At 64.6% G+C, this 22,938-nt stretch carries 22 protein-coding genes; 5 read left to right on the top strand and 17 right to left on the bottom strand.

The window, feature by feature from the left end; genetic code table 11:
* Positions 1-25 precede the first annotated feature (25 nt).
* The 9 genes from copD to ACYJP6_RS19160 form a co-directional block, all read right to left on the bottom strand.
* Positions 26-952, bottom strand: a complete 927-nt coding sequence (gene copD / locus ACYJP6_RS19200) for a copper homeostasis membrane protein CopD (RefSeq protein WP_459476836.1) — start codon at positions 950-952, stop codon at positions 26-28.
* Position 953: 1 nt separating this feature from the next.
* Positions 954-1,331 carry a copper homeostasis periplasmic binding protein CopC gene (gene copC / locus ACYJP6_RS19195; protein WP_459476835.1) on the bottom strand — a complete coding sequence of 126 codons (378 nt, stop codon included), beginning with the start codon at positions 1,329-1,331 and terminating at the stop codon, positions 954-956.
* A 44-nt stretch (positions 1,332-1,375) separates the two neighbouring features.
* Positions 1,376-2,263: a copper resistance protein B gene (locus ACYJP6_RS19190; protein ID WP_459476889.1), complete on the bottom strand. Its 888-nt coding sequence runs from the start codon at positions 2,261-2,263 to the stop codon at positions 1,376-1,378.
* Between the two features lie 112 nt (positions 2,264-2,375).
* Positions 2,376-4,100, bottom strand: a complete 1,725-nt coding sequence (locus ACYJP6_RS19185; protein ID WP_459476833.1) for a copper resistance system multicopper oxidase — start codon at positions 4,098-4,100, stop codon at positions 2,376-2,378.
* Positions 4,101-4,219: 119 nt separating this feature from the next.
* Positions 4,220-4,729 carry an N-acetyltransferase family protein gene (locus ACYJP6_RS19180; RefSeq protein ID WP_459476831.1) on the bottom strand — a complete coding sequence of 170 codons (510 nt, stop codon included), beginning with the start codon at positions 4,727-4,729 and terminating at the stop codon, positions 4,220-4,222.
* A gap of 20 nt (positions 4,730-4,749) precedes the next feature.
* Positions 4,750-5,082 (bottom strand): hypothetical protein, encoded by a 333-nt coding sequence (locus tag ACYJP6_RS19175; protein ID WP_459476829.1) that lies wholly within the window; start codon positions 5,080-5,082, stop codon positions 4,750-4,752.
* A 14-nt stretch (positions 5,083-5,096) separates the two neighbouring features.
* Positions 5,097-5,753 (bottom strand): DUF2726 domain-containing protein, encoded by a 657-nt coding sequence (locus ACYJP6_RS19170; RefSeq protein ID WP_459476827.1) that lies wholly within the window; start codon positions 5,751-5,753, stop codon positions 5,097-5,099.
* 70 nt (positions 5,754-5,823) lie between these two features.
* Positions 5,824-6,204: a lysozyme inhibitor LprI family protein gene (locus tag ACYJP6_RS19165; RefSeq protein ID WP_459476825.1), complete on the bottom strand. Its 381-nt coding sequence runs from the start codon at positions 6,202-6,204 to the stop codon at positions 5,824-5,826.
* Between the two features lie 54 nt (positions 6,205-6,258).
* Positions 6,259-7,215: a LysR substrate-binding domain-containing protein gene (locus ACYJP6_RS19160; protein WP_459476823.1), complete on the bottom strand. Its 957-nt coding sequence runs from the start codon at positions 7,213-7,215 to the stop codon at positions 6,259-6,261.
* 290 nt (positions 7,216-7,505) lie between these two features.
* On the opposite strand from ACYJP6_RS19160, the gene ACYJP6_RS19155 reads away from it, so the two are divergent.
* Both ACYJP6_RS19155 and ACYJP6_RS19150 read left to right on the top strand, forming a co-directional pair.
* A complete protein-coding gene (locus ACYJP6_RS19155; protein ID WP_459476821.1) occupies positions 7,506-8,408 on the top strand; it encodes a DMT family transporter in 903 nt (300 codons plus the stop codon).
* Between the two features lie 22 nt (positions 8,409-8,430).
* Positions 8,431-9,327 (top strand): DMT family transporter, encoded by an 897-nt coding sequence (locus tag ACYJP6_RS19150; protein ID WP_459476819.1) that lies wholly within the window; start codon positions 8,431-8,433, stop codon positions 9,325-9,327.
* Between the two features lie 16 nt (positions 9,328-9,343).
* Here ACYJP6_RS19150 and ACYJP6_RS19145 read toward each other — a convergent pair whose 3' ends face one another.
* From ACYJP6_RS19145 to paoA, 3 genes are read right to left on the bottom strand one after another with little or no spacing between them, the layout of a single operon-like run.
* Complete coding sequence (locus ACYJP6_RS19145; protein WP_459476817.1) at positions 9,344-11,566, bottom strand: xanthine dehydrogenase family protein molybdopterin-binding subunit; 2,223 nt, start codon at positions 11,564-11,566, stop codon at positions 9,344-9,346.
* Between the two features lie 10 nt (positions 11,567-11,576).
* A complete protein-coding gene (locus tag ACYJP6_RS19140; RefSeq protein ID WP_459476815.1) occupies positions 11,577-12,557 on the bottom strand; it encodes an FAD binding domain-containing protein in 981 nt (326 codons plus the stop codon).
* Positions 12,554-13,222, bottom strand: a complete 669-nt coding sequence (gene paoA / locus ACYJP6_RS19135; RefSeq protein WP_459476813.1) for an aldehyde dehydrogenase iron-sulfur subunit PaoA — start codon at positions 13,220-13,222, stop codon at positions 12,554-12,556. The genes ACYJP6_RS19140 and paoA overlap by 4 nt, the downstream gene beginning before the upstream one ends.
* Positions 13,223-13,540: 318 nt before the next feature.
* Here paoA and ACYJP6_RS19130 point away from each other — a divergent pair, with 318 nt between their 5' ends.
* From ACYJP6_RS19130 to ACYJP6_RS19120, 3 genes are read left to right on the top strand one after another with little or no spacing between them, the layout of a single operon-like run.
* The gene (locus ACYJP6_RS19130; RefSeq protein ID WP_308707817.1) at positions 13,541-14,071 is read left to right on the top strand and encodes a (2Fe-2S)-binding protein; all 531 of its coding nucleotides are present in this window, start codon (positions 13,541-13,543) and stop codon (positions 14,069-14,071) included.
* Positions 14,068-15,054 (top strand): FAD binding domain-containing protein, encoded by a 987-nt coding sequence (locus ACYJP6_RS19125; RefSeq protein ID WP_459476811.1) that lies wholly within the window; start codon positions 14,068-14,070, stop codon positions 15,052-15,054. Before ACYJP6_RS19130 ends, ACYJP6_RS19125 begins: the two co-directional genes overlap by 4 nt.
* Entirely contained in the window at positions 15,051-17,276 is a 2,226-nt protein-coding gene (locus tag ACYJP6_RS19120) for a xanthine dehydrogenase family protein molybdopterin-binding subunit (RefSeq protein WP_459476809.1), read from the top strand. The genes ACYJP6_RS19125 and ACYJP6_RS19120 overlap by 4 nt, the downstream gene beginning before the upstream one ends.
* 200 nt (positions 17,277-17,476) lie before the next feature.
* Here the strand turns inward: ACYJP6_RS19120 and ACYJP6_RS19115 are convergent, their stop codons facing one another.
* The 5 genes from ACYJP6_RS19115 to ACYJP6_RS19095 all read right to left on the bottom strand — a co-directional run bounded on the left by ACYJP6_RS19115 (position 17,477) and on the right by ACYJP6_RS19095 (position 22,866).
* Positions 17,477-17,881 carry a BRO family protein gene (locus ACYJP6_RS19115; protein ID WP_459476806.1) on the bottom strand — a complete coding sequence of 135 codons (405 nt, stop codon included), beginning with the start codon at positions 17,879-17,881 and terminating at the stop codon, positions 17,477-17,479.
* A gap of 436 nt (positions 17,882-18,317) precedes the next feature.
* Entirely contained in the window at positions 18,318-19,361 is a 1,044-nt protein-coding gene (locus ACYJP6_RS19110; RefSeq protein WP_459476805.1) for a hypothetical protein, read from the bottom strand.
* A 113-nt stretch (positions 19,362-19,474) separates the two neighbouring features.
* Positions 19,475-20,284 (bottom strand): hypothetical protein, encoded by an 810-nt coding sequence (locus tag ACYJP6_RS19105; RefSeq protein ID WP_459476803.1) that lies wholly within the window; start codon positions 20,282-20,284, stop codon positions 19,475-19,477.
* 424 nt (positions 20,285-20,708) lie between these two features.
* Positions 20,709-21,560, bottom strand: coding sequence for a hypothetical protein (locus tag ACYJP6_RS19100; protein ID WP_459476801.1), 852 nt, complete (start codon positions 21,558-21,560; stop codon positions 20,709-20,711).
* Positions 21,561-21,615: 55 nt separating this feature from the next.
* A complete protein-coding gene (locus ACYJP6_RS19095) occupies positions 21,616-22,866 on the bottom strand; it encodes a ribonucleotide-diphosphate reductase subunit beta (RefSeq protein ID WP_459476799.1) in 1,251 nt (416 codons plus the stop codon).
* Between the last annotated feature and the right edge of the window lie 72 nt (positions 22,867-22,938).

The raw sequence follows: 22,938 nt of genomic DNA, 5'->3' as shown, positions 1-22,938 counted from the left end.
AGTGAGGATGAGCAGGGGAGCGGCATCAGGGCTGGGAATCCGGATCGAGCGTGCCGAGCCAGGCGACCAGCGCCAGTATGCCAAGGGCGGCCGCCAATTCGAGTCCGATGCTCAGCCGCAGCCGACGGACTGCCCGGGCTGGCGCCTGGCCGTCCAGCGTCACAGCGAGGGCGGGCGTCAGCCACCAGCGATTGAGCGCCGCCAGGCCGAGCATGGCCAGGAACAGGCCGAGCTTGCCGAGCAGCAGGGCGCCATAGCGACCCTCCAGCAGCGGCGCCAGCCGCGGACCGACGATGAACAGGTACTTGGCCAGGCCGGTCGCCGCGGCCAGGGCCACCAGCAAGGTGCCGGTCGTCGCGAAGCCGGCCAACGCGCGCCGCAGGGGCTGCGTTGCCGGCCCACCCATCGGCGGGCGGAGGAACAGCAGCCAGGCGAAGGCGAGCAGGGCACCCAACCAGCCGGCGGATACCCAGAGGTGGACCAGGGTGGCGCCCAGGTGCCAGAGGCGCCGTGGGGCGTCGTCCATCACGCCATGGCCCGCCCAGGCCAGGGTGGCGAGGGCGGTGGCGCCCAGCACCGCGATGCCCAGCAGGCTGGCGCTCGGCGAGCGGCGGTAGGCCAGGCAGGCGAGCAATACGCCCAGCAGCGCCCCCAGCCGTACCAGGCTAGCCACCCCCGCCGCGGTCTGGGTCGCCACCAGCGGCAGCTGGGGCCAGGCCTCCGCCCAGGCACTGGCCCCGCTCAAGACCGTGGCCAGCTGCAGCAGGGCGAGCGCCGAGAGCGGCAGGGCGAGCGCGGCGCAGGTGGCCAGCAGCGGAGTGAGCGGCAGGACCACGCCCGAGCGCCGCGCGGGGCGGTCGAGGCCATAGAGGCCGAACAGCGCCAGCCCGAGCAGCGCCATGAGCACGGCGTACAGCCCGCCTCTGAGGGCGATACTCCAGGGGTCGGTCACCTCAGCGGATCTTGAAGGTCAGGCTGCCGGTCACGGGATGGGTATCCGCCGAGACCGCGCGCCAATCGACCCGGTAGCTGCCGCCCGCCAGGGGCGCAGCGGGCGTGATCAGCATGACCTTGGGGTCGTCGCTGCCGGAGACGGTCGCCTTGACCGGCATCGGTGGGTGCTCCATGCCGGGCATGGCGGTCATGCTGAGCTTGGCGCCGGAGAACTGGCTGACCAGGTTCTCGGAGAAGTGCAATTCGATGCGCGCGGGGGCGGCGCCTTCGCTGCGGTCGGCCGGGGTGGCAGAGAGCAGCTTGGGGTGGGCCAGGGCCGAGGCACCCAGGCCCGATAGCAGGAGAACGGCGAACGTCCGCAGCAGGGGATTGGACATGGAAACTCCTTGTAGGGAATGAGCCGAGCGAGCAGTAGAAAACCCTAGAACCAGAAGCGCAGGCCGAGCACCAGCCGTGTATCGCTGCGCTCCGCGCCTTCCTCCCGCGCCAGGCGGGCGGTCTCGCCATGGCTGCGATTCCAGGTCACGCCGACATAGGGCGCGAATTCCCGGCGAATCTCGTAGCGCAGGCGCAGGCCTGCTTCGGTTTCCGCCAGCCCCGCGCCGACGCCGCGGCGGGGATCATCCCGGCCGTAGAGATCCACCTCGACGGAGGGCTGCAGGATCAGGCGATTGGTCAGCAGGAGGTCGTACTCGCCTTTCAGGCGCAGCGCGGTCTGGCCGCCTTCGCCGAGGAAGGCGGTGGCCTCGGCCTCGACGTTGTACAGTGCCAGTCCCTGCAGGCCGAGAGCGGCCCAGGTCTGCGCCGGACCGGGTTTGAAATCCTGGCGGAGACCGCCCACCACGTCCCACCAGGGGCTTATGGCATGGCCCCAAAGCGTCTGGAGTTCCGCCGCCTCGGTGACGCCGCGGCTGCGCTCGCCTTCCGAGCGCAACCACAGCCGGTCGATATCGCCGCCGACCCAACCCTTGAGATCCCAATTCAGGGCGCTGCCTTCAGCGGCGTCCTGCCATTCCAGCCGGTCGACCAGCAGCAGGCTGTTCAGGGCCTTGTCGTGCACGGCGTGCCCGTGGCCACCCTGGTAGACCGCCGCCCGGTCGGCGTCGGTCAGGGCCGGGATGGGCGTGCGACTGCGCGAGGTCGCCGGGGCTTTGGCGTGGTCCATGCCCTGCATCTGGGAATGATCCATACCCTGCATTTTGGAATGATCCATGCCCTGCATCTTGGAATGGTCCATGCCTGGCATCTGGGAGTGGTCCATGCCCTGCATCTTGGAATGATCCATCCCCTGCATCTGGGCGTGATCCATCCCCTGCATCCCATCCTGGTCTTGGACGGCGAAGGCGTTGCCGGACAGCACCAGCAGGGCGGTAGCGATCAGCGGGGTGGGGTGGCACAGGCGAACGTGGCTGCTCATGGCGTCATTCCTCCACCCGGACTTCACGGAACATGCCCATTTCCATGTGATAGAGCAGGTGACAGTGATAGGCCCAGCGCCCCAGGGCATCGGCGGTGACGCGATAGCTGCGGCGCGCGCCCGGCGGCATGTCGATGGTGTGCTTGCGCACCTGGAAGTTGCCGTGCTCGTCTTCCAGATCGCTCCAGAGGCCGTGCAGATGGATGGGGTGGGTCATCATGGTGTCGTTCACCAGTACGATCCTCACCCTTTCGCCATAGGTGAGGCGCAGGGGTTCGGCATCGGAGAACTTGATGCCGTCGAACGACCAGGCGAACTTCTCCATATGGCCGGTGAGATGGAGTTCGATGGTACGACCCGGCTCGCGCCCATCCGGATCTTCGAAGCGGCTGCGCAGGTCGGCGTAGGTCAGCACCCGGCGACCGTTGTCGCGCAGGCCGATGCCGGGGTCGTCGAGCTTGGGCGCGGTCATCATCGCCTGCATGTCCACCAGGGGATTGCCGGTCTCGCTGGCGGGATGGCTCTGGACCTGCATGCCGCCACTGGCCGCCTGGCCATGGCCCTCATGTCCCTCATGGCCGGACGCCATGGCCGCCATCTCGTGATTGCCGTGACCGCCGTGCGCCATGCCCATGTCGGCCATGCTCAGCAGCGGCCGCGGATCCAGCGGCGGAACGGGGGCGACCAGGCCCTCGCGTACCGCCAGGGTGCCGCGGGCATAGCCGGTGCGATCCATGGCCTGGGCGAAGACGGTGTAGGCCTCGGCCGCCGGCTCGACGATGACGTCGTAGGTCTCCGCCACCGCGATGCGAAATTCCTCGACCTCGACCGGCTCGACATACAGCCCGTCCGCCGCGACCACCGTCATCTTCAGCCCCGGGATGCGGATGTCGAAGTAGCTCATGGCCGAGCCGTTGATGAATCGGAGCCGTAGTTTCTCGCCGGGGCGGAACAGCCCGGTCCAGTTGCGCGCGGGCGCCTGGCCGTTGAGCAGGTAGGTGTAGGTGGCACCGCTGACGTCGGCGATGTCGGTAGGATTCATCTTCATTTCCGCCCACATCTTGCGTTCGGCCAGGGTCGCCGCCCAGCCGTCCTGCGCCACGTCGGCGACGAAATCGCCCAGGGTGCGCTTGTGGAAGTTGTAGTAGTCGGCCTGCTTCTTCAGGGTGCGCATGAGCGCCGCGGGATCTTCGTCGGTCCAGTCGGTGAGCATCAGCACCAGATCCCGGTCGTACTGGAAGGGTTCGGGTTCCTTGGCCTCGATGACCAGGGGACCATAGACCCCCTGCTGCTCCTGGAAGCCCGAATGGCTGTGATACCAGTAGGTGCCGTTCTGCTTGAGGGTGAAGCGGTAGAGATAGCTGCCGCCGGGTTCGATACCAGCGAAGCTCAGGCCCGGCACCCCGTCCATGTTGGGCGGCAGGATGATGCCGTGCCAGTGGATGGAGGTCGGGGCGGTCAACTGGTTGCGCACCCTCAGGGTGACGGTATCGCCTTCCTTGAAGCGCAGCAGCGGACCCGGCAGGCCGCCGTTGATCGCCATGGCCTTACGCGGCGTGCCGGTGATGTTGACCGGCAACTCGTCGATGGCCAGTTCGAAGTGAGTGCCGGTCAAGTCGTCGCGGCCAGGGGTGGCCCAGGCCGGCGCGCGCCACAGGCCGAGGCCACCGAGCGCGCCGGTGGCAGCCAGGCCCTTGACGAAGGTACGACGAGACAGGTGGCGAGGCATGGCGCGCTATTCCAGATGACGAGGGAGCAGGACGGCCGCGCGGACTGGGCGACCCGGGCCAACTCTGGCATAGCGCTGCGGGGGGTGCGATTACAGTTGTGTAAGGTTCGCCGGCTGGCTCAGTCGCGCAATGGCTTGGCCAGGATCCGCGACTGCCCATGGAACGCCTGCCGGGCATAGAAGGCCTGGGCGTCCCGGTTGAATTCCATGACTTCCAGGCGCAGTTCGTCGGCGTCGTTGGCCTTGGCCCAGGCTTCCACCTGGGCCAGCAGGCGGGTGCCCACGCCCTGGCCCCTGTGGCTGGCGGCCACCACCAGGGTGCCGATCCGGCAGAGCACCAGCGGTTGCAGGAAGGAAATCCCCCGGGTATCGGACAGGCGCGCGGTGACGAAGCCCACCAGCTCGTCGCGCTGCTCGGCGACGAACAGGACGCCATCCTCGGGTTCCAGCTGCGCCGCCCAATAGTCCTGGTCGCGCCAGCCGCCCGAGGGCGCGGCGAAGGTCTCCGGCGCCTGCTCGTGGTGGTGTTCGGCGAGTTGTTCGGCCAGGGTGCAGAGGGCGGCGAGGTCGGTGACGACGGCGGGACGGATACGCAAGAGCGGTGCTCGCAACAGGACGTGACCTTTCACCTTACGCCCGCCGCCGCCGCTCAGGAAGCCTGGGCATCCGCGTCGAGTTGGCCATACCAGTCGGCGTAGGGCGTGTTCTTGGCCATTCGGCGGTTGTAGTCGGGAGCGCCGTCCGTCCACCAGACCGGGCCACGCTCGCCCAGGGCGTGCTTGGCGGCGTCCACGGCGGCGCGGGCGTTGCGCAAGGCGTCCTCATCCCCCTGGCGCTTGGCCACGCCGACCCGGCGACGAGCCTCCATCAGGTCGTGGGTCAGGGCCGTGCGGCGGTCGCCAGGCAGGCTGGGGTCGGTGCAGCGCCATAGCCGGCCCCTGACCACGAAATAGCGTCCGTCTGGGGTGATGGGGTAGCGCATGGGCAGGCCTCGGGTCAGTTGTCGATGTCGAGCAGGGCGCGGCAGTCCGGATAATTCGAGCAGGCCCAGAATTCCCGGCCCTGGTGGCGCCCGCTGCGGGCGCGGCGACGCACCATGGGCGCCTGGCACTCGGGGCATTCCGGGGCCAGGGCCTGGCTCGACTCGACCACCCGCTGGCGGGGACGCCGGCCGCCGAACACGGCTTCGCGCACGGCGCTGGCGGAATAGCGCGCCGCGGCCGGGATCTCCACCAGGCGCAACTGGGCCGCTTCGCACACCGCGCGCACGAAGCGATCACGCTGCTGCCGGTGACGTTGCAGATGGGATCTGTCGTTGAGTTCCACCACGGCGTGCACGGCGAGGTCGTCGCGGCGGCAGATGGCGAAGTCGAAGTGCTTGGCGTTGATGCGGTTCTGGGCGATGAGATAGCGCCGGCGGTCACGCAACGGCAGGGTCTGGACCACGTCGGCAATGCGCACCTTGCCGAACACCCGGTAGTCGGCGCCCACGGCTTCGTCGAGCACGGCGAGAAAGGCTTGTTCGGCGGGGGTGAAGAGGGCTTCGACCTGGCGATAGGGAAAGGCGGCTTGGCGACGGCGCTGCCACCACCAGGATGCCCCCAGAAGCAGCAGTCCGGCCAGGACCAGCAGGGGCAGGTAACGCTCGTACATCGTGAACTCCAACAGCGGGGCGCCATGATAGTGACTTCCGGCGCGGGGCGGCAGCGGCGGCGACGAAGCGTCAGTCGCGCTGCGGCAGCTGGCGCTGCAGGTCGTCCAGGCGCAGCAGGGTCATGGACTTGAGACAGCTCAGATACTGCAGCTGCTGCATGGCACCGCTGAAACCCCGGGTCGCCGTGGCGCACCGGGGCGCCCGGTCGTCCTGCCAGAGGCGCTGCAGGCGTTCGAGGTTGGGACGGCGGGCCGGGCCGCTGGCGGCGAGCAAGCGCGCGTAGACGTCGCCGAGCCGGGTCTCGGCCGCCGCCAGATCCAGGGCGGCGCAGGCGGCCAGTTGGCGCTCATCGCCTTGGCGATCGCACTCGGCTGGCGGCGGCTCGGCGGCCTGCACCGAGGTCGAGAGCAGCACGGCGAGGAGTAGGGAGAAGGAACGAGCGCTGATCATGGGGGAGGGCTAGGCGGGTGGCGGTCCGCCTAGCCTGACCGAATTGCCCGCTCCTCACCAGGCACCGTCGGTCTCCTGCCGCTGGGCATGGGTGTCGCGGAAGCTGCGTACCTGCTCCAGCAACCAGGCGATCCAGCGCTGCACCGGCGCCTCCACCGGGCCCTTGGGCAATACCAGGAAGTAGGCCTGGGGCGAAAGCTGGTTGAACTGGTCCGGCAGCGGGCGGACCAGGGCGCCACTGGCCAGCAGCCGCTGGGCCAGCACGCAACCACCGAGGGCGACGCCCTTGCCGGCCGCCGCCTGTTGCAACGCCATGCCACTCAGGGAATAGCGCGGGCCGCGCAGGCTGTCGCTGAGGCTGACGTCCTGGCTGGCGAACCAGTCCTGCCAGGCGTTGAACCTGCTGCTGGGCCGACCCGCCCGCCAGCCGCCGGGCCATTCGGCGTGCAGCAGTGGATAGTCGAGCAAGGCCGCGGGTTCGGTAAGCGGGGCGGTGATCAGCGCCGGGCTGCAGACCGGAAAGATCCACTCGCGCAGCAGCAGGCGGATCTCGCCATCCTGCCAGTCCCCGCGGCCATAGCGGATCGCCGCCTGGGCGCCGCCCTCGGAACCGAGGGGCACGATGGCGGAGGAGGCGTCGAGAAAGACCTCGATATCCGGATGCTGGCGCTGGAAGTCTTCCAGGCGCGGCAGCAGCCACTCCTGGCCGAAGGTGGGCGGCGCACTGACGGTGAGCACGCTGCTCTTGAGTCGCGCCCGGGCCACGGCGCGGGTCAGGCCGTCGAGGTGGGGAGCGATCTCGGTGGCCAGGGCACGCCCCTGCACGGTAAGCCGCACCCCCTGGGGTAGGCGCTCGAACAGGGTCTGGCCCAGCTCCTCTTCCAGCAGGCGGATCTGCCGGCTGATGGCCCCGGCGGTGACGTGCAGTTCGTCCGCGGCCTTGGCGAAGTGCTGATGCCGGGCCGCTACGGCGAAGGCGCGCAGGGCATTGAGGGGGAGGGCGATCGTCACGGCAGCCTCGGCTTGTCTGAAAAGTGCCTGCGCTCGGTCATGCTGCGTTAAAAACCGGCTGGATCGCCAGCCCGGCCTGGGCGGCCCCATCGGAATGCTCATTTACCACTCGTAAACTCGTTCGCGAGCGCGGTCCGCTTCCTCGCCGATTTTTGCCTTGCCTGATCTTCGCTCGGCGACTTTTCAGACAAGCCTTAGTTTTCCTGAGCCTGACGCCCATTAAACATCGTTTGTCTGACCAGTTCAGCCACCCTCACCATGCAGGCGTTGGATTTTCTGGAGCAGCGCTCATGCGTAAAGAACTCGATGCCCCCGCGGTGCTGTTGATGCTGGTGCTCTGCCTGGTCTGGGGGTTGCAGCAGACCGCGATCAAGGCCATCGCCGAGCAGGTGGACCCGCTGCTGCAGATCGGCTGGCGCTCGCTGCTGGCGGCCGGGTTGCTCTATGGCCTGGCGCGCTGGCGCGGCATCCGCTGCCTGGGACGGGACCAGACGCTGCTTCCCGGCCTGCTGGCCGGCTCGCTGTTCGCCCTGGAATTCCTCTGCATGGCGGTGGGCCTCAAATACACCAGCGCCGCGCACATGGTGGTATTCATCTACACCGCACCGCTGTTCGCCGCCTGCGGCCTGCACTGGCTGGTGCCGGGGGAGCGGCTGTCGTCGCGCCAGTGGCTGGGTATCGCCTTGGCGAGCGCGGGGGTGGTCTGCGCCTTCCTGATCGGCCAACCGAGCGGCGCGACCAGTTGGCGGGGCGATCTCATCGGCCTGCTCGGCGGCGCCTGCTGGGGCGCCACCACGGTACTGATCCGCCGCAGCGCCCTGGCCGAGGCGCCGCCGCTGCGCACCCTGTTCTACCAGCTCGGGGTGACCGGGGTGGTGCTGCTGGCCCTGGCCCTGCCGCTGGGCAAGCGGCTCGATCTGGCCGGGCTGGATTCCCTGGCCTGGTCGAGCCTGGCGTTCCAGGTGTTCATCGTCGCGGGGGCGAGCCTGCTCGGCTGGTTCGTGCTGCTCAGCCGCTATCGCGCCGCGCCCCTGGGCGTGCTGACCCTGCTGACGCCGCTGTTCGGCGTCTTGATGGGCGTCTGGCTACTTAACGAGACGCCGGGCCCCGGCTTCCTGCTCGGCGCCGCGCTGGTGCTCAGCGGTCTGCTGATTGTCAGCTATCCTTCCCGCTCGCGAGTGGCGTCCCGCTGATTCGCCTGGCTTCGAGAGTCCGATGTCGTCCACCCCGCTGAATCCCTGGCTGCTGCGCCTCATCCCGCTGGTCTTCCTCGCCCTCTGGTCCGCCGGCTTCGCCGTCTCCAAGGTGGGCCTCGCCTATGCGCCGCCGTTCACCATCCTGACGATGCGCTATGCGCTGGCCTTCAGCGTGCTGCTGGTGGCCTTCCTCATCCTCCGCCCGCCGCTGCCGCGCACGCGCCGGGAGTGGGCGAATCTCGCCGTGGTCGGTTTCTTGATCCAGGGCGTCTATTTCGGCATGAGCTATGGCGCCCTGGTGCTGGGCGCCTCGGCCAACGTGGTGGCCATGGTCGCCTCGCTGCAGCCGATCCTGGTCGCCCTGGGCGCGCCCCTGCTGGTGGGCGAGCGGGTGGCGCCGCTGCAATGGCTGGGGCTGGCACTGGGCCTGCTGGGCGCCATCGGGGTGATCCTGGCACGGGCCAGCGTCGCCGTGGAGTCCGGCCTGGGCATCCTGCTGGCGGTGGGCGCGCTGCTGGGCATGACCAGCGCGGTGCTCTACGAAAAACGCCTGGGCGTGGCCCAGCATCCGGTCACCAACAACCTGGTGCAGTACAGCGTCGGCCTGGTCTGCTGCGCGCCGGTGGCGCTGCTGTTCGAGCACACTCCGGTGCACTGGGCACCGGCCTTCATCGGCGCCCTGGCCTACCTGGTCCTGGCCAATTCGCTGCTGGCCATCAGCCTGCTGGTATGGATGATCCGCGCCGGCGAGGCGGCGCGGGTCAGCGCGCTGTTCTTCTGCGTCCCGCCGGGCGCCGCCCTGAGCGCCTGGCTACTGCTGGGCGAAACCCTGCCACCGCTGGCCTGGGTGGCCATGGTGATCGCCATCGGCGGGGTGCTGCTGGCGACGCGCTCAGGGGCGAAGGCGGCGCGTTGAATCGCGCCGCCCGACCTCAGGCCATCTTCAGCCCCGCCAGCACCTTGTCCACCGTCAGCGGATAGTCGCGGATGCGCACCCCGCAGGCGTTGTAGACGGCGTTGGTGAGGGAGGCCCCGGCGCCGCAGATCCCCAGTTCGCCCACCCCCTTGATCTTCAGCGGATTGGCCTTGTCGTCCAGCTCCGGCAGGAAGTAGGCCTCGATGGCGGGGATGTCCAGGTGGCTGGGGTAGTGGTAGTCGGCCAGGTCGTGGTTGACGAAGTGGCCATGGCGGGTATCGATCACGCCCTCTTCGTGCAGGGCGCTGCCCACGCCCCAGATCATCCCGCCGAGCATCTGCGAGTGGGCGGTCTTCTCGTTGAGGATGCGCCCGGCGGCGAACACCCCGAGCATGCGCCGCAGGCGGATCTCGCCGGTGATGGCATGCACCCCCACCTCGGCGAAGAAGGCGCCATAGCCCTGCTGGGAATAGTCCTTGAGCGTCTGCCCCGGCTTGATTTCGCCGATGGCCTGGAGATCGTGCTCGCGCGCCAGCTCGGCGAGGTCGCGACTGCCGTTGTCGGCGATCAGCCGCCCGCCGACGAAGCGGGCGCTGGCCGGGTCCAGGCCCGCCGCCTCGGCGGCCTTCAGACGCAGGTTCTCGCAGGCGACATAGACCGAGGAACCGGAGCTGGCGGCGCCAAAGGAACCACCGGAGCCGGCGCCGGCCGGATCGTCACTGTCGCCCAGCAGTACCTTGACCCGCTCCACCGGTAGCCCGAGGGACTCCCCGGCGATCTGCGCCAGGATGGTATAGGTCCCGGTGCCGATATCGGTCATGGAGGTCTTCACCGTCGCCGTGCCATCGGCCTCCAGCCGTACCCCGGCCTGGGACGGGCGCATGACGTTGGCGCGACTGGCGGCGGCCATGCCCATCCCGACCAGCCAGTCACCGTCGCGGACCTGCCCTGGCTTGGCGTTGCGCCTGTTCCAGCCGAAACGGCGGGCGCCTTCCTGCATGCAGTCCACCAGCTTGCGGGTGGAAAAGGGGATGTGTTTTTCCGGGTCCTGGCTCGGTTCGTTGCGCAGGCGCAGCTCGATGGGGTCGAGATCGAGCATCACCGCCAGTTCGTCCATGGCGCTCTCGCTGGCGAGCATGCCGACTGCCTCGCCGGGCGCGCGGCAGGAGCCGGATTCGGGCAGGTCCAGCTCGACCATGCGGTGCGCCACCAGGCGATCGTCACCGGCGTAGAGGGTGCGCGAGGAGAGCCCGGTGGGTTCGTAGTAGGTCAGGCCGCGGGCGGAGTGGGACCAGCCTTCGTGGGCCATGGCCAGGAGGCGGCCGTTGCTATCGGCACCCAGGCGAATGCGTTGCACCGTGGCCGAGCGGTGGTCGGTGATCTGGAACATCTGCTGGCGGGTGAGTGTGACCTTGACCGGCCGGCCGATGGCGCGGGCCGCCATGGCGCCGATCAGGGCGTCGGCATAGATCGGCAGCTTGCCGCCGAAGCCGCCGCCGATGTAGCGCGCCACGATGCGCACGTTTTCCTTGGGCAGTTGCAGGGTGTTGGCCACGCAACTCTGCGCCTGCTCGACGAACTGGGTGGAGCAATAGATGGTCACCCGGTCGCCGTCCCACTGGGCGAGGCTGGCGTGGGGCTCCATCTGCGCATGGATGTGGTAGGGCGTGGTGTAGCGCTCGTCGAGCTTGACCGGGGCCCGGGCGAAGGCGGCATCGACATCGCCCGAAGCGGTGTCGGTGGGCTGGTCGGCATCCGGTGGCTTCACCGCCTGGCCGAGGTTGGCCGCCAGGTCGAAGACGCCCGGTGCGGCGGCGTAGTCGATCTCCACCAAAGCGGCCGCGAGGCGCGCCTCCTCGAAACTCTCGGCGACCACGAAGGCCACCGGCTCGCCGAAATAGCGCACCTGGTCGCTGTCCAGGTAGGGCTTGGGCCGGGTAAAGCGGCCGCTGTTGTCCGGCTCGCGGGCCGCCTGGCGCGGGGCGTTGCGATAGGTCAGGACGCTGAGCACGCCCGGCGCGCTTTCCGCGGCCGAGGTGTCCAGCCGCGCGATGCGGCCCTTGGCGATAGTGGCGCCGACGATGAAGCCGTAGGCGACGCGATCATTGCGGAATTCGAAGCTGTAGGGCGCCTGGCCAGTGACCTTGAGCAGGCCGTCGACACGGTCGATGGGTTTGCCGATCAGGCCGCTGCGATTCTCGTCGATCAGGTTATGGCCGGCGGGTTGGTTCATTTCCATGGGGCTGTCCTCAGGCCTGTTGACGGGCATCGGCCACGCCGGCGCGCAGGACGCGGCGGGTCAGCTCGAGCTTGAAGTCGTTGTGGCCATAGCCACGGGCGCCAGCGAGCAGGGCATCGCCCACCGCGGCCAGGTCACTGTCCACCGCTTGGCCGGCGAAGGCCTGGTCGGCTGCCGCCACCCGCCAGGGCTTGTGCGCCAGGCCACCGAAGGCCGCGCGACCGCTGCGGATGCGGTTGCCATCCAGCTCGACGATGGCCGCCATGGACACCAGGGCGAAGGCATAGGAGGCACGGTCGCGCACCTTGCGATAGACCTGGATGCCCGGGGGCGGTGGGGGCAGGGTGACGGCGGTGATGAGTTCGCCGGGTTGCAGCACCGTCTCGATCTGTGGGGTGTCCCCGGGCAGGCGATGGAAATCGGCGATGGGGATGCGGCGGGTGCGGCCATTGGCCTCGCGGGTCTCCACCGTGGCATCCAGTACCCGCATGGCCACCGCCATGTCGGAGGGGTGCACGGCGATGCACTGGTCGCTGGCGCCTATCACCGCGTTCATCCGGTTGAAGCCGCCCAAGGCCGCGCAACCACTGCCGGGCTGGCGTTTGTTGCAGGGCATGGCGGTGTTGTAGAAGTAGGAGCAGCGGGTGCGCTGCAGGAGGTTGCCGCCGGTGGTGGCCTTGTTGCGCAACTGCGCCGAGGCACCGGCCAGCAGCGCACGTGACAGCACCGGATAGCGCTCGCGCACCCGGGCGTCGGCGGCCAGGGTGGAGTTGCGCACCAGGGTACCGATACGCAGGCCGCCGTCTTGAGTGGCACTGATTTGATCCAGCTTCAGGCGGTTGATGTCCAGCACCTGGCTGGGCGTTTCGATCTCCAGCTTCATCAGGTCCAGCAGGTTGGTGCCGCCGGCGATGAAGCGGCTGCCGGCCTTGGCCCCCTGGCGGTTGGCGTCGCCTTCGTTCTGTACGCGCTGATAGTCGAAGACCCTCATGCCTGGCCCCCCGCCATCTGGATGGCCGCGACGATGTTGGGATAGGCGCTGCAGCGGCAAAGGTTGCCGCTCATGCGCTCGCGGATCTCTTCTTCACTGAGCTTCATCGGCCCGTCGAGGCGCGTCGAGACATGGCTGGGCATGCCGGCCTTGACCTCGTCCAGCAGGGCCACTGCCGAGCAGATCTGCCCCGGGGTGCAATAGCCGCACTGGAAGCCGTCCTTGGCCAGGAAGGCCGCCTGCATCGGATGCAGGCGCTCGGCGTTGCCCAGGCCCTCGATGGTGGTGATGGCATCGCCTTCGTGCATGGCCGCCAGGCTCAGGCAGCTGTTGATGCGCTGGCCGTTGACCAGCACGGTGCAGGCGCCGCACTGGCCGTGGTCGCAGCCCTTCTTGGTGCCGGTGAGATGCAGATTCTCGCGCAGGGCATCGAGCAGGGTGGTGCGGCTGTCGACCCTGAGCCGTCGCGCCTCGCCATTGATCTGCAGGGTCAGCGGCAGCAACTGCGGGAGACGGGCGGCGATGGCCTGGGGCGTCAGGGGCGCGCCCCCGCTGGCCTGGGCGAAGGCATAGCCGGGAATGGCGCTGGTCGCTACCAGTACCGCGGAGGTACCGAGGAACTGGCGCCGCGACAGGCGCCAGCGTGCATCGGAGTCGGAAGCCATGGGCGAATTCTCATCGTTAGGGGCGCATCACGGGAGTTCTGATGACTGCCCCGCCATGGCCAGGGTTCAGGGCCCCCTCCCGCTAACGGACCGGGGCCCTTTGCCAGTTATGTCCTCACGCCACAAAAGCCCTCTGGCACGCGGCTTTCACCGTTTCGCTGAAGGCGGCTCAACGGTACGTTGAATACCGCTGGGCAGGGGTGCTGAACCGCTTCCAGTCGGGCGCAGTCCCTTACCTGAGGTGGCCTTTCGCTGTCACCGCCTGATTCCGACCACGGGGGCAATCTGCACCCCGCGGCTTTAACCGTGAGGTCCGCCATGAACGCTACCCCTGCGCGCCAGCTCCAGCCCCTGGCCGAACCCGAGTCCCATACCATCGCCCTGACCCTCAACGGCAAGCAGCTGCAACTCGCCGTCGAGCCCTGGACCACCTTGCTCGACCTGCTGCGCGATCACCTCGATCTCACCGGCACCAAAAAGGGGTGCGACCACGGTCAATGCGGCGCCTGCACCGTGTTGGTCAACGGCACCCGCATCAACAGCTGCCTGGCCCTGGCGGTCATGCAGGACGGGGCCGAAGTCACCACCGTCGAAGGCCTGGCCCAGGGTGACCAGTTGCACCCGATGCAGGCGGCCTTCGTCGCCGAAGATGCCTTCCAGTGCGGCTACTGCACCCCTGGGCAGATCTGCTCGGCGATCGGCATGCTCAAGGAAGGCCACGCCCACAGCGAGGCCGAGGTGGCCGAGCAGATGAGCGGCAACCTCTGCCGCTGCGGCGCCTACCGCAACATCCGCGCCGCCATCGAGCGGGCGCGTCCGGAGTGCCAGCAAGGGGAGGGCCGCGAATGAACCGCTTCGGTTACGCCAAGCCCAATGCCGTCCCGGATGCCATCCGCCAGCACGGCCCCCAGACCCACTTCATCGCCGGCGGCACCAACCTGCTGGACCTGATGAAGGAAAACGTCGAACGCCCCGAGCAGCTGATCGACGTCAACGGCCTGCCTCTGCGCGAGGTCGAGACCACTGGCGAAGGCGGCCTGCGTATCGGCGCCCTGGTGAAGAACGCCGAGGTGGCCTACCACCCCGAGGTGCAGCGCCGCTATCCGCTGCTGAGCAAGGCGATCCTCGCCGGCGCCTCGCCACAACTGCGCAACATGGCCTCCACCGGCGGCAACCTGCTGCAGCGGACCCGCTGCTACTACTTCTATGACGTCGGCACCCCCTGCAACAAGCGCGAGCCCGGCTCCGGTTGCGGGGCCCGCGATGGGCAGAATCGCATCCACGCCATCCTCGGCCACAGCGAGCAGTGTATCGCCACCCATCCCTCGGACATGTGCGTGGCCCTGGCGGCGCTGGCAGCCCGGGTGGAGGTGAGTGGTCCGAGCGGTGAGCGGGTCATCGACTTCGCCGACTTCCATCGCCTGCCCGGCGATACGCCCGAGCGCGACACCAACCTCGCGGCCGATGAACTCATCACCGCCGTGACCCTGCCGGCCGAGGGCCTGGCCGCCCATAGCGCCTACCTGAAGATCCGTGACCGCGCCTCCTATGCTTTCGCCCTGGTTTCAGTGGCCGCGGCCCTGGAGCTGGATGGCGAGCGCATCAAGCAGGTCCGCGTCGCCCTCGGCGGCGTGGCGCACAAGCCCTGGCGACTGCCTGAGGCCGAGCAGGCCGTCGTCGGCCAGGTGGCGGACAAGGCCACCTTCGGCCAGTTGGCCGATAGCCTGCTGCAAGGCGCCCAGGGCTTCGCCCATAACGCCTTCAAGATCGAACTGGCCCGGCGCGCCATCGTGCGTGCCCTCACCGAAGCCGCCGGAGGTACCCTGCAATGACCGTCGTCCATCTGCAAAAAGCCGTTCCCCGCGTCGACGGTCCGCTCAAGGTCACCGGCCAGGCACTCTATGCCGGCGAATTCAGCGTGCCGGACCTGGCCTTCGGCTTCGTGGTCAACGCCACCATCGCCAAGGGTCGCCTGCTCGACCTGGACGTCAGCGAAGCCCTGGCCCAGCCCGGGGTAATCGAGGTGCTCAGCCATCGTAATCGTCCCAAGATGGCCAGCTACGACGAGAGCTACACCGACATGGACGCGGCGGACGGCAAGCCCTTCCGCCCGCTGTACAACGACCGCATCCTCTACAGCGGCCAACCCATCGCCCTGGTGGTCGCCGAGACCTTCGAGGCCGCGCGCCACGCGGCGTCGCTGATCCGCGCCCGCTACAGCGAGGAAGACCACGCCACCGACCTGGCCAAGGCCCGTGACCAGGCCCACGAAGCGCCCATGGAGCTGCCGGACAACCGCGGCGATGCCCCAGCCGCCTGGGCCGCGGCGCCCACGCGCATCGAAGCCGAGTACCACTCCGCGGCGGAATTCCACAATCCCATGGAGATGCACGCCTCGACCGTCATCTACCACAAGGACGGCAAGCTGACGGTGCACGACAAGACCCAGGGCGTGCAGAACAGCGCCCAGTTCGTCAGCAACATCTTCGGCCTGAGCGAGGGCGACGTGAAGGTCATCTCGCCCTTCGTCGGCGGTGCCTTCGGCTCCGGTCTGCGTCCCCAGTACCAGCTGGTGCTGGCGACCATGGCGGCGCTGCAACTCAAGCGCTCGGTGCGGGTGACCCTGACCCGCCAGCAGATGTTCACCTTCGGCTACCGTCCCGAGACCTACCAACGGATCAAGCTGGCCTGTGACAGCGACGGCAAGCTGCAGGCCATCGACCACAGCGCCCTGGGCATCACCTCGCGCTTCGAAGACTTCACCGAGATGGTACTGGTCTGGTCGGCGTCGCTCTATGCCTGCCCTAACGTCAAGCTGGCCTATCAACTAGCCGCGCTGGACGTCTATACCCCGCTGGACATGCGCGCTCCTGGCGCAGTGCTGGGCGTCTATGCCCTGGAAAGCGCCATGGACGAACTGGCCTACGCCGCCGACATCGATCCGCTGGAATTGCGCATTCGCAATTTCACCGACACCGATCCGGCCAAGGGCAAGCCCTATTCCAGCAAGGAATTGCTGGAATGCTATCGCCAGGCCGCCGAGCGCTTCGGCTGGCAGCAGCGCAGCATGGCCCCGCGCTCCATGCGCGACGGCAACCAGCTGGTGGGCTGGGGCATGGCCACCGGCGTCTGGGAAGCCATGCAGCAACCCGCCACCGCCAAGGCAGTGATGAACATCGACGGCAGCCTGGTGGTGGCCAGCGCCACCTCCGACATCGGCACCGGCACCTACACGGTGATGACCCAGATCGCCGCCGAGAACCTCGGCCTGCCGCTGGACAAGGTCACCTTCAAGCTGGGCGACTCCACCCTGCCCAAGGCACCGCTGGAAGGCGGTTCCTTCACCGTGTCTTCCGTGGGCACCGCAGTGAAGGTGGCCTGCGACCAGTTGCGCCAGCAGTTGCTGGATGCCGCCAAGGAAATGGACGACTCGCCCTTGGCCAAGGCCGAACTGGACCAGGTGGTGTTCGCCGACGGCGGCATCAGCCTCAAGACCGATCCGGCCCAGCGCGTCGACTTCACCGCCATCCTCAAGGCCTCGGGTTCGCCGTCCATGGAAACCCTGGCCAGCGCCGAACCGGCGGAAGGTCGTGACGACTACGCCACCGGTACCCACTCGGCGGTGTTCGTCGAGGTCAAGGTGGATGAGGACTTCGGCAGCGTCCGGGTCAGCCGCGTCGTCACCGCCGTGGCCGCGGGCCGCATCCTCAACCTCAAGACCGGCGAGAACCAGGTGGCCGGTGGCATCGTCTGGGGCATCGGCATGGGCCTGCAGGAGGAGGGGATGATGGACACCAGCGAAGGCCGCTGGATGAACCACAGCCTGGCCGAGTATCACTTCCCGGTGCAGGCCGACATCCAGCAGTTGGAGGTGATCTTCGTCGAGGAAAAGGACGAGATCGTCAATCCCTTGGGCGCCAAGGGCATCGGTGAGATCGGCATCGTCGGCGTGGCCGCGGCCATCGCCAACGCCATCTTCCACGCCACCGGCAAGCGCGTACGCGATCTGCCCATCACCCTGGACAAAGTCTTCGCCGACGAGCTGTTGCACTAGGCCCCAAGGTCGGGGCCCCGTTGGGCTTCGACGATAAAGCCGTCTCAGCCCAACCTACGCCACACCGTAGGTTGGGCTGAGCGCAGCGAAGCCCAACGCCCCCCAAGCCGCGCTACCCTGTCGAGCCTCGACGCTGACCCCGTCTCAACCCAACCTATCCGCACCCCCAAACCAAACCCCCATACCAGCCCCCTGGCACCTCAACCCGCCGGCTCCCCCGTGCGCACCCAAAGCTTGAAGCCGAGCGGCTGAGCCACGTCGGTGAGGCGCAGCCAATGCTGGTCGCGCCAATAGAGCAGGGGCAGCGGCTGGACACCCAGCATCACCTGGCCTTCATCGGGCGTGGCGAGGCGGCAGACGAAGGGCTTGAGCCCCTCCGCCCGCAACCAGGCCTCGAAGCGCACGGCCTGGCTGGTAGGGCTGTTGACGATCAACCGCATCACATTGGGCAGGTCGATCAACCGGAATTGTTGCGCCTCGGGCCCCAGGCGCAGCCCGCCCTGGCTGCAATGGCTATGGATGGCCTTGAGGTCATCCGGATAACCCAACAACAGGGCGATGTCGCTGCCATAGAACCAGGGTTGACCGTCGGCGAACTGATGCACACGTATGGGCCTGCCTTCGAACTGCAGGTGATGGTTGCCAGGCATATCCTTTACCCCTCTACCCAAGACCTCGCGGAAAACTATCCGCCTTCAGGAGGGCTGTCCCTGCTGATGACCCCAGGCACGCCCCTACGAATCTGTGAATGAAATCACAAATTTCATTTTTTGTACAAATGGACATTCGGGGTGGGGCGACGGCAAGGCGAGCGTCACCTTCCCTGGCCGCAAGGCTCACCCTTGCCCGATAGCCATGGGCCGCAAGGCTCGCGGGTGCCTACCTGGAAGGGTTATCGGATTCAGCCGAGTGTCGGGCAACCGCTTCCGAGCTAGCCCTCCGCTTCGTCAGGCGGTATCTCTGGGCCAAGCGCCGAGTCCATGCCGCTCCAGCACTCACCGCGGCTCCCCGTCGCCACGAGGGTAAAACCCGGTTGCCGGGCTAGGGCTTCACCAGCGTCCGAATCGCCGCCGCCGGCAACCGCGCCGTGCTGCCATCCGCCAGGCGCAGTACGAACGCTTCGCCCAGTGACCAGACCACCTGCACGTCCTGCAGCACGCACTGGTCATTGGTGGGCAGCACCCTGGCCTGCTCCTTGGCGCAATAGGATGTATCGAGCACGATGGCTTTGGCCTGGTAGTTACCCAGGCCCAGCGTCTTGACCATGGTCTCGGGCAGGGTGGTAAGTACCCCGCTATAGCCGGCCAGAAACAGGGCGAAGAACAGGGAAAACATCAAGGCTGCATTCCAGCCGGCGATGAACACCATGGAGGTCATCGTCACGACGAAGCTGATGATGAAGGGGGCAATGGCCAGAGCGCCCCACTTGAGCAACGGCTGCCACCCGCTCACCAACGGATAGGCCTGGGCCAGCATCCAGAAAATGAAAAGGCCGACGACCATCGTCGGCAGGTAAGCCTCCCAGACGAACTTCAGGAAACTGAAGCGGCGCATGTCGAACAGCCATTGCACGACAATACCCGCCAGCAAGGTGATGGGGATGGGCGCTAACAGCGAAACGCCAAGGAACAGCGAAGGATCGACCAGCAAGATGACCGCATCGCTGAAGCCCATCAGTAGGTATGGGACGAAGAACACCAGCGTCATCAACAGCATGATCTTACGAAAGCGCCCCTCGCCGGGATAGGGCAGGGCGTAGGTGATGTCTTCCTTGATCGCCGCTGTATTGACGAAGCCGTAATAGACCCAAGCTCCCGGTAGGAACAGCGCGGCGACGAAGGCGCCGATGGTCAGGAAGCCCAGGCAGGCAGCCGCCAGCAGCAGCGACGAGAACTGGAACAAATCGAAGCTGGGATAGAAGTGATTACGGGCGAAATAGGCCAGGAACATCCCGAAGTCCAAGGTCGGTGGCAGCACCTTGGCCAGTAGCAAGGCATGACACCGTAGGACGGTGCCGGAGGAGGCGAGGATGAAATCGAAGACGGCATCCGTGTCGGTGGCGGGTTGGTCTGTCCAGCGGGACATTGGGTCGTCCTTGAATACCTTGGCACTCTGCCATTAGCCCTCACGCCTTCATTAATTGGAAACGGCGAAATCTATTCCAATTATGGTAAAAGATCTCTAGGAGATGTTAGGGGTTACGTTTTCTGATAAGGTGGAAATTCTTTCTCTTTTTCAACTTCAGTGATGGGTTTTGCCTTTTCGCTAGCCAGGCTTATGCATTTTTTCGAGTATTTGTTAATGTCTTTCAGCTCTGTCTCAGAGTATTTAGAAGGGCATAGTAGTAGTATGCTTCCGAATTTGAATTGTCGAAATCCTGATATGGTATAAAATTCGCCGCTGTTTGCTTTGGTGCTCCATTCACTTTCGGAGAATATGGTGGGTGGATAGTCTTTTGAGTCTATGACGTATAGGAAAGCTCTATTATCCCTAATCTTTATTAGATTGGCGGCAGCATATGCCCATATATCAAGTAGGCTAGGCATGAGTGCGAAATTTAAAGTGAGGGCTGTAATCATAACGGCAGCAGCTTTTTTTGCTTTCTCAATTCTGTCACCTTCGAATAAGGAGTAGTAAAAAATAGCGGGAAAAAGATAAATATACATAGCGGCAAGCGTTGCAATTATCGAAATGCCTGCTGTTAGACCGTGTTCTGCACCTCTCCAGGCCTTCAAGACTAACTGCATTGGGAAGAATAGGCAGCACATGGCCGTTAAGCTTGTTAAGAAAACAAGGGTGAAGAAATTGTAGATAGCAGATGCTCTATTAATCTTTTCCGTGTCGGAAAGTTCTTTCAGTAGGTGCGTTGTTAGATCTTTATTTCTTTTTGGTAGCTCATAGATGAAATAGATGAAGGCTCCGAAAATACTTGCTAGGTACGTGGCGTATACGGGGGTGTGTAAATCAAAAAAAGTAAAATTATACTCAGAAGGAAGATCGCGAAGCAAAGGGCGCTACATTTTGCGACCGTTCTTGCCAAATGTTTTCTATCTGCGTTCTTGGTGGGGAAGAGCTGCATGCTTAGTGCAAAGCATGAAGAGGGGATTACAAATGAAAGTAGTATTATAATGAGTGTTATTAAAACGTATGCCAGCCAGATGAATATGTTAGTTGGATTTGAAATCGAATCAAGCATTAACTCGGGGTGACCTATCACCCATAAATACTTTGATATAAAAGATAGAGATATTAATGCGGCTGATAATGTTAGTATCCATTTCGCTTTGTCTATGAATTCTATGCTCCTTAAGGCGCTTTCTCTTAGGCTTTCTCTTTTTTCTATGATCTTACCTGCGCTGTCTTTCATGGCTTGATTTTTTTAAATTCTGAAATTTATGTGGTTGTATTATGATCGCTGTTTGGGCTTGTGGTTTATTTGGGTTTATATTTGCTGCGATCTCTTTTTTCGTATTCATAAGATACCGAAAAAGCCATTACCACTTCAGTGGAGTATCTTTTATAAAATTTTGAAAAACCAAGATAGAAGATTGAAAAAACAGATATTGATACAAAAAGCATGGTGAGTTTTATAATAGAAAAAGAGGGGGCTTCACCTTGAGATATTGCTAATACAAAGAAGTATGCCGAGTTTATTAATATCCCCCATGTCGATATAGCGCAAACGTAAGCCGTGTTTCTCATTAGTCCATACAGTGCTACATAGTTTTGGATTTTCGATAGGTGGTTTGGCGAGTTCTCTACACAATAATGATATATGTGATGAAAATATTCTAATGTTAGAATCTCTGACGTATCTTTCGTTTTATGATTCTTTACGAAATAATCCTTTATTTTATTTTCTATAATTTCTATTATTGGTTTTTCTAATGCGTTGGCGCTGAACGATTGGTCAGGTACTAGTATTTTAGAAATTTTTTCAGCTATAAATGTATGGGCGTCCCAGAAGAATTCTATTTTTTTTGTAGGCTTTTTATCGCCTGCTGGTTTGTGGCCCAAAAGCTTTCGAGACGGATAGCCATGTTTTCTTATGTAGCTCCTCTCAAGGGTAAATGAAGAAACTACGCCTAGGAGCTGTCCTAGCATGTAGGCTGTAATTAGCGTTATGGCGGCTTGGTAGGTCGTTGCTATACTTTTCAAATGTGTATTTAGGACGCTTTCTAGTGACTCTGGGGTCATTAAGCTAAAAAAATAAAGCAGCAGCGCTCCCGGTATTAGATACCCGAGGAAGTCATATAAAGAAAAAGGGTTTTGTTTTGTTGGCATTTAGGCTTGCTATCCCTGCATTTATAAAAAAGCCCCGCGATGCGGGGCTTTGTCTTTAATCCCAGCTCAACGCCCCACCGGTCTGATACTCGATCACTCGCGTCTCGAAGAAGTTCTTCTCCTTCTTCAGGTCCATGATTTCGCTCATCCAGGGGAAGGGGTTGGTGGCGCCCGGGTATTCTTCCTTGAGGCCGATCTGGGTCAGGCGGCGGTTGGCGATGAACTTGAGGTAGTCCTCCATCATCGCCGCGTTCATGCCCAGCACGCCGCGAGGCATGGTGTCGCGGGCGTATTCGATCTCCAGCTGGGTGCCCTGGAGGATCATCTGAGTGGCTTCGTCCTTCATCTGGGCATCCCAGAGGCTCGGGTTCTCGATCTTGATCTGGTTGATCATGTCGATGCCGAAGTTCAGGTGCATGGACTCGTCACGCAGGATGTACTGGAACTGCTCGGCGGTGCCGGTCATCTTGTTGCGGCGACCCATGGAGAGGATCTGGGTGAAGCCGCAGTAGAAGAAGATGCCTTCCAGCACGCAGTAGTAGGCGATCAGGTTCTTGAGGAACTGGCGATCGGTCTCCGGGGTGCCGGTCTTGAACTCGGGGTCGGAGATGGAGCGGGTGTACTTCAGGCCCCAGCTGGCCTTCTTCGCGACGCTCGGGATCTCGTGGTACATGTTGAAGATCTCGCCTTCATCCATGCCCAGCGACTCGATGCAGTACTGGTAGGCGTGGGTGTGGATCGCCTCTTCGAAGGCCTGGCGCAGGATGTACTGGCGGCACTCGGGGTTGGTGATCAGGCGGTAGACGGCCAGCACCAGGTTGTTGGCGACCAGGGAGTCGGCGGTGGAGAAGAAGCCTAGGTTGCGCTTGACGATGCGGCGCTCGTCCTCGGTGAGGCCGTCCGCGCTCTTCCAGGTCGCGATGTCGGCGTTCATGTTCACTTCCTGGGGCATCCAGTGGTTGGCGCAACCATCCAGGTACTTCTGCCAGGCCCAGTCGTACTTGAAGGGTACGAGCTGGTTGAGGTCGGCGCGGGCGTTGATCATCTGCTTGTCGCCGACGTGCACGCGCGCGGAGGAGCCTTCCAGGTCGTCCAGGCCTTCCTGGATGTCCAGCTCGTTCAGCGCGGCCTTGGCGCGGGCCACGGCGGCGGAGTCGGTGGCGTCCACGGCGCGGGCGTCATGGGCCAGGGCGTCGCCCTCGGAGTCCAGGCGCTCGGTCTGGGCAGGGGCCTGCTGGCCGGCGGCCTGGGCAGGCTTGGCGGGGGTGGCGTCGTCGTCTTTGTCGAATTCTTCCCAGTTCAGCATGGGGTGTCTCCTGGGTGGCTATGAGGTGGGGGCGGGGCGTTGTGGCCCTCACCCTAGCCCTCTCCCAGGGGG

It is taken from the genome of Pseudomonas sp. No.117, assembly GCF_054558395.1.
Note: the sequence above shows the minus strand (reverse complement) of the source record. Positions and strands in the feature narration are given on the sequence as shown.

Coding starts and splice junctions, on each gene's coding strand:
- ACYJP6_RS19190 (WP_459476889.1), bottom strand. CDS start 2,263: ATGGATCACGCCCAGATGCAGGGGATGGATCATTCCAAGATGCAGGGC.
- ACYJP6_RS19100 (WP_459476801.1), bottom strand. CDS start 21,560: ATGCCAACAAAACAAAACCCTTTTTCTTTATATGACTTCCTCGGGTAT.
- ACYJP6_RS19185 (WP_459476833.1), bottom strand. CDS start 4,100: ATGCCTCGCCACCTGTCTCGTCGTACCTTCGTCAAGGGCCTGGCTGCC.
- paoA (WP_459476813.1), bottom strand. CDS start 13,222: ATGGCTTCCGACTCCGATGCACGCTGGCGCCTGTCGCGGCGCCAGTTC.
- ACYJP6_RS19165 (WP_459476825.1), bottom strand. CDS start 6,204: ATGATCAGCGCTCGTTCCTTCTCCCTACTCCTCGCCGTGCTGCTCTCG.
- ACYJP6_RS19175 (WP_459476829.1), bottom strand. CDS start 5,082: ATGCGCTACCCCATCACCCCAGACGGACGCTATTTCGTGGTCAGGGGC.
- ACYJP6_RS19125 (WP_459476811.1), top strand. CDS start 14,068: ATGAACCGCTTCGGTTACGCCAAGCCCAATGCCGTCCCGGATGCCATC.
- ACYJP6_RS19095 (WP_459476799.1), bottom strand. CDS start 22,866: ATGCTGAACTGGGAAGAATTCGACAAAGACGACGACGCCACCCCCGCC.
- ACYJP6_RS19170 (WP_459476827.1), bottom strand. CDS start 5,753: ATGTACGAGCGTTACCTGCCCCTGCTGGTCCTGGCCGGACTGCTGCTT.
- ACYJP6_RS19145 (WP_459476817.1), bottom strand. CDS start 11,566: ATGGAAATGAACCAACCCGCCGGCCATAACCTGATCGACGAGAATCGC.
- ACYJP6_RS19155 (WP_459476821.1), top strand. CDS start 7,506: ATGCGTAAAGAACTCGATGCCCCCGCGGTGCTGTTGATGCTGGTGCTC.
- copC (WP_459476835.1), bottom strand. CDS start 1,331: ATGTCCAATCCCCTGCTGCGGACGTTCGCCGTTCTCCTGCTATCGGGC.
- ACYJP6_RS19140 (WP_459476815.1), bottom strand. CDS start 12,557: ATGAGGGTCTTCGACTATCAGCGCGTACAGAACGAAGGCGACGCCAAC.
- ACYJP6_RS19110 (WP_459476805.1), bottom strand. CDS start 19,361: ATGTCCCGCTGGACAGACCAACCCGCCACCGACACGGATGCCGTCTTC.
- ACYJP6_RS19150 (WP_459476819.1), top strand. CDS start 8,431: ATGTCGTCCACCCCGCTGAATCCCTGGCTGCTGCGCCTCATCCCGCTG.
- ACYJP6_RS19130 (WP_308707817.1), top strand. CDS start 13,541: ATGAACGCTACCCCTGCGCGCCAGCTCCAGCCCCTGGCCGAACCCGAG.
- ACYJP6_RS19120 (WP_459476809.1), top strand. CDS start 15,051: ATGACCGTCGTCCATCTGCAAAAAGCCGTTCCCCGCGTCGACGGTCCG.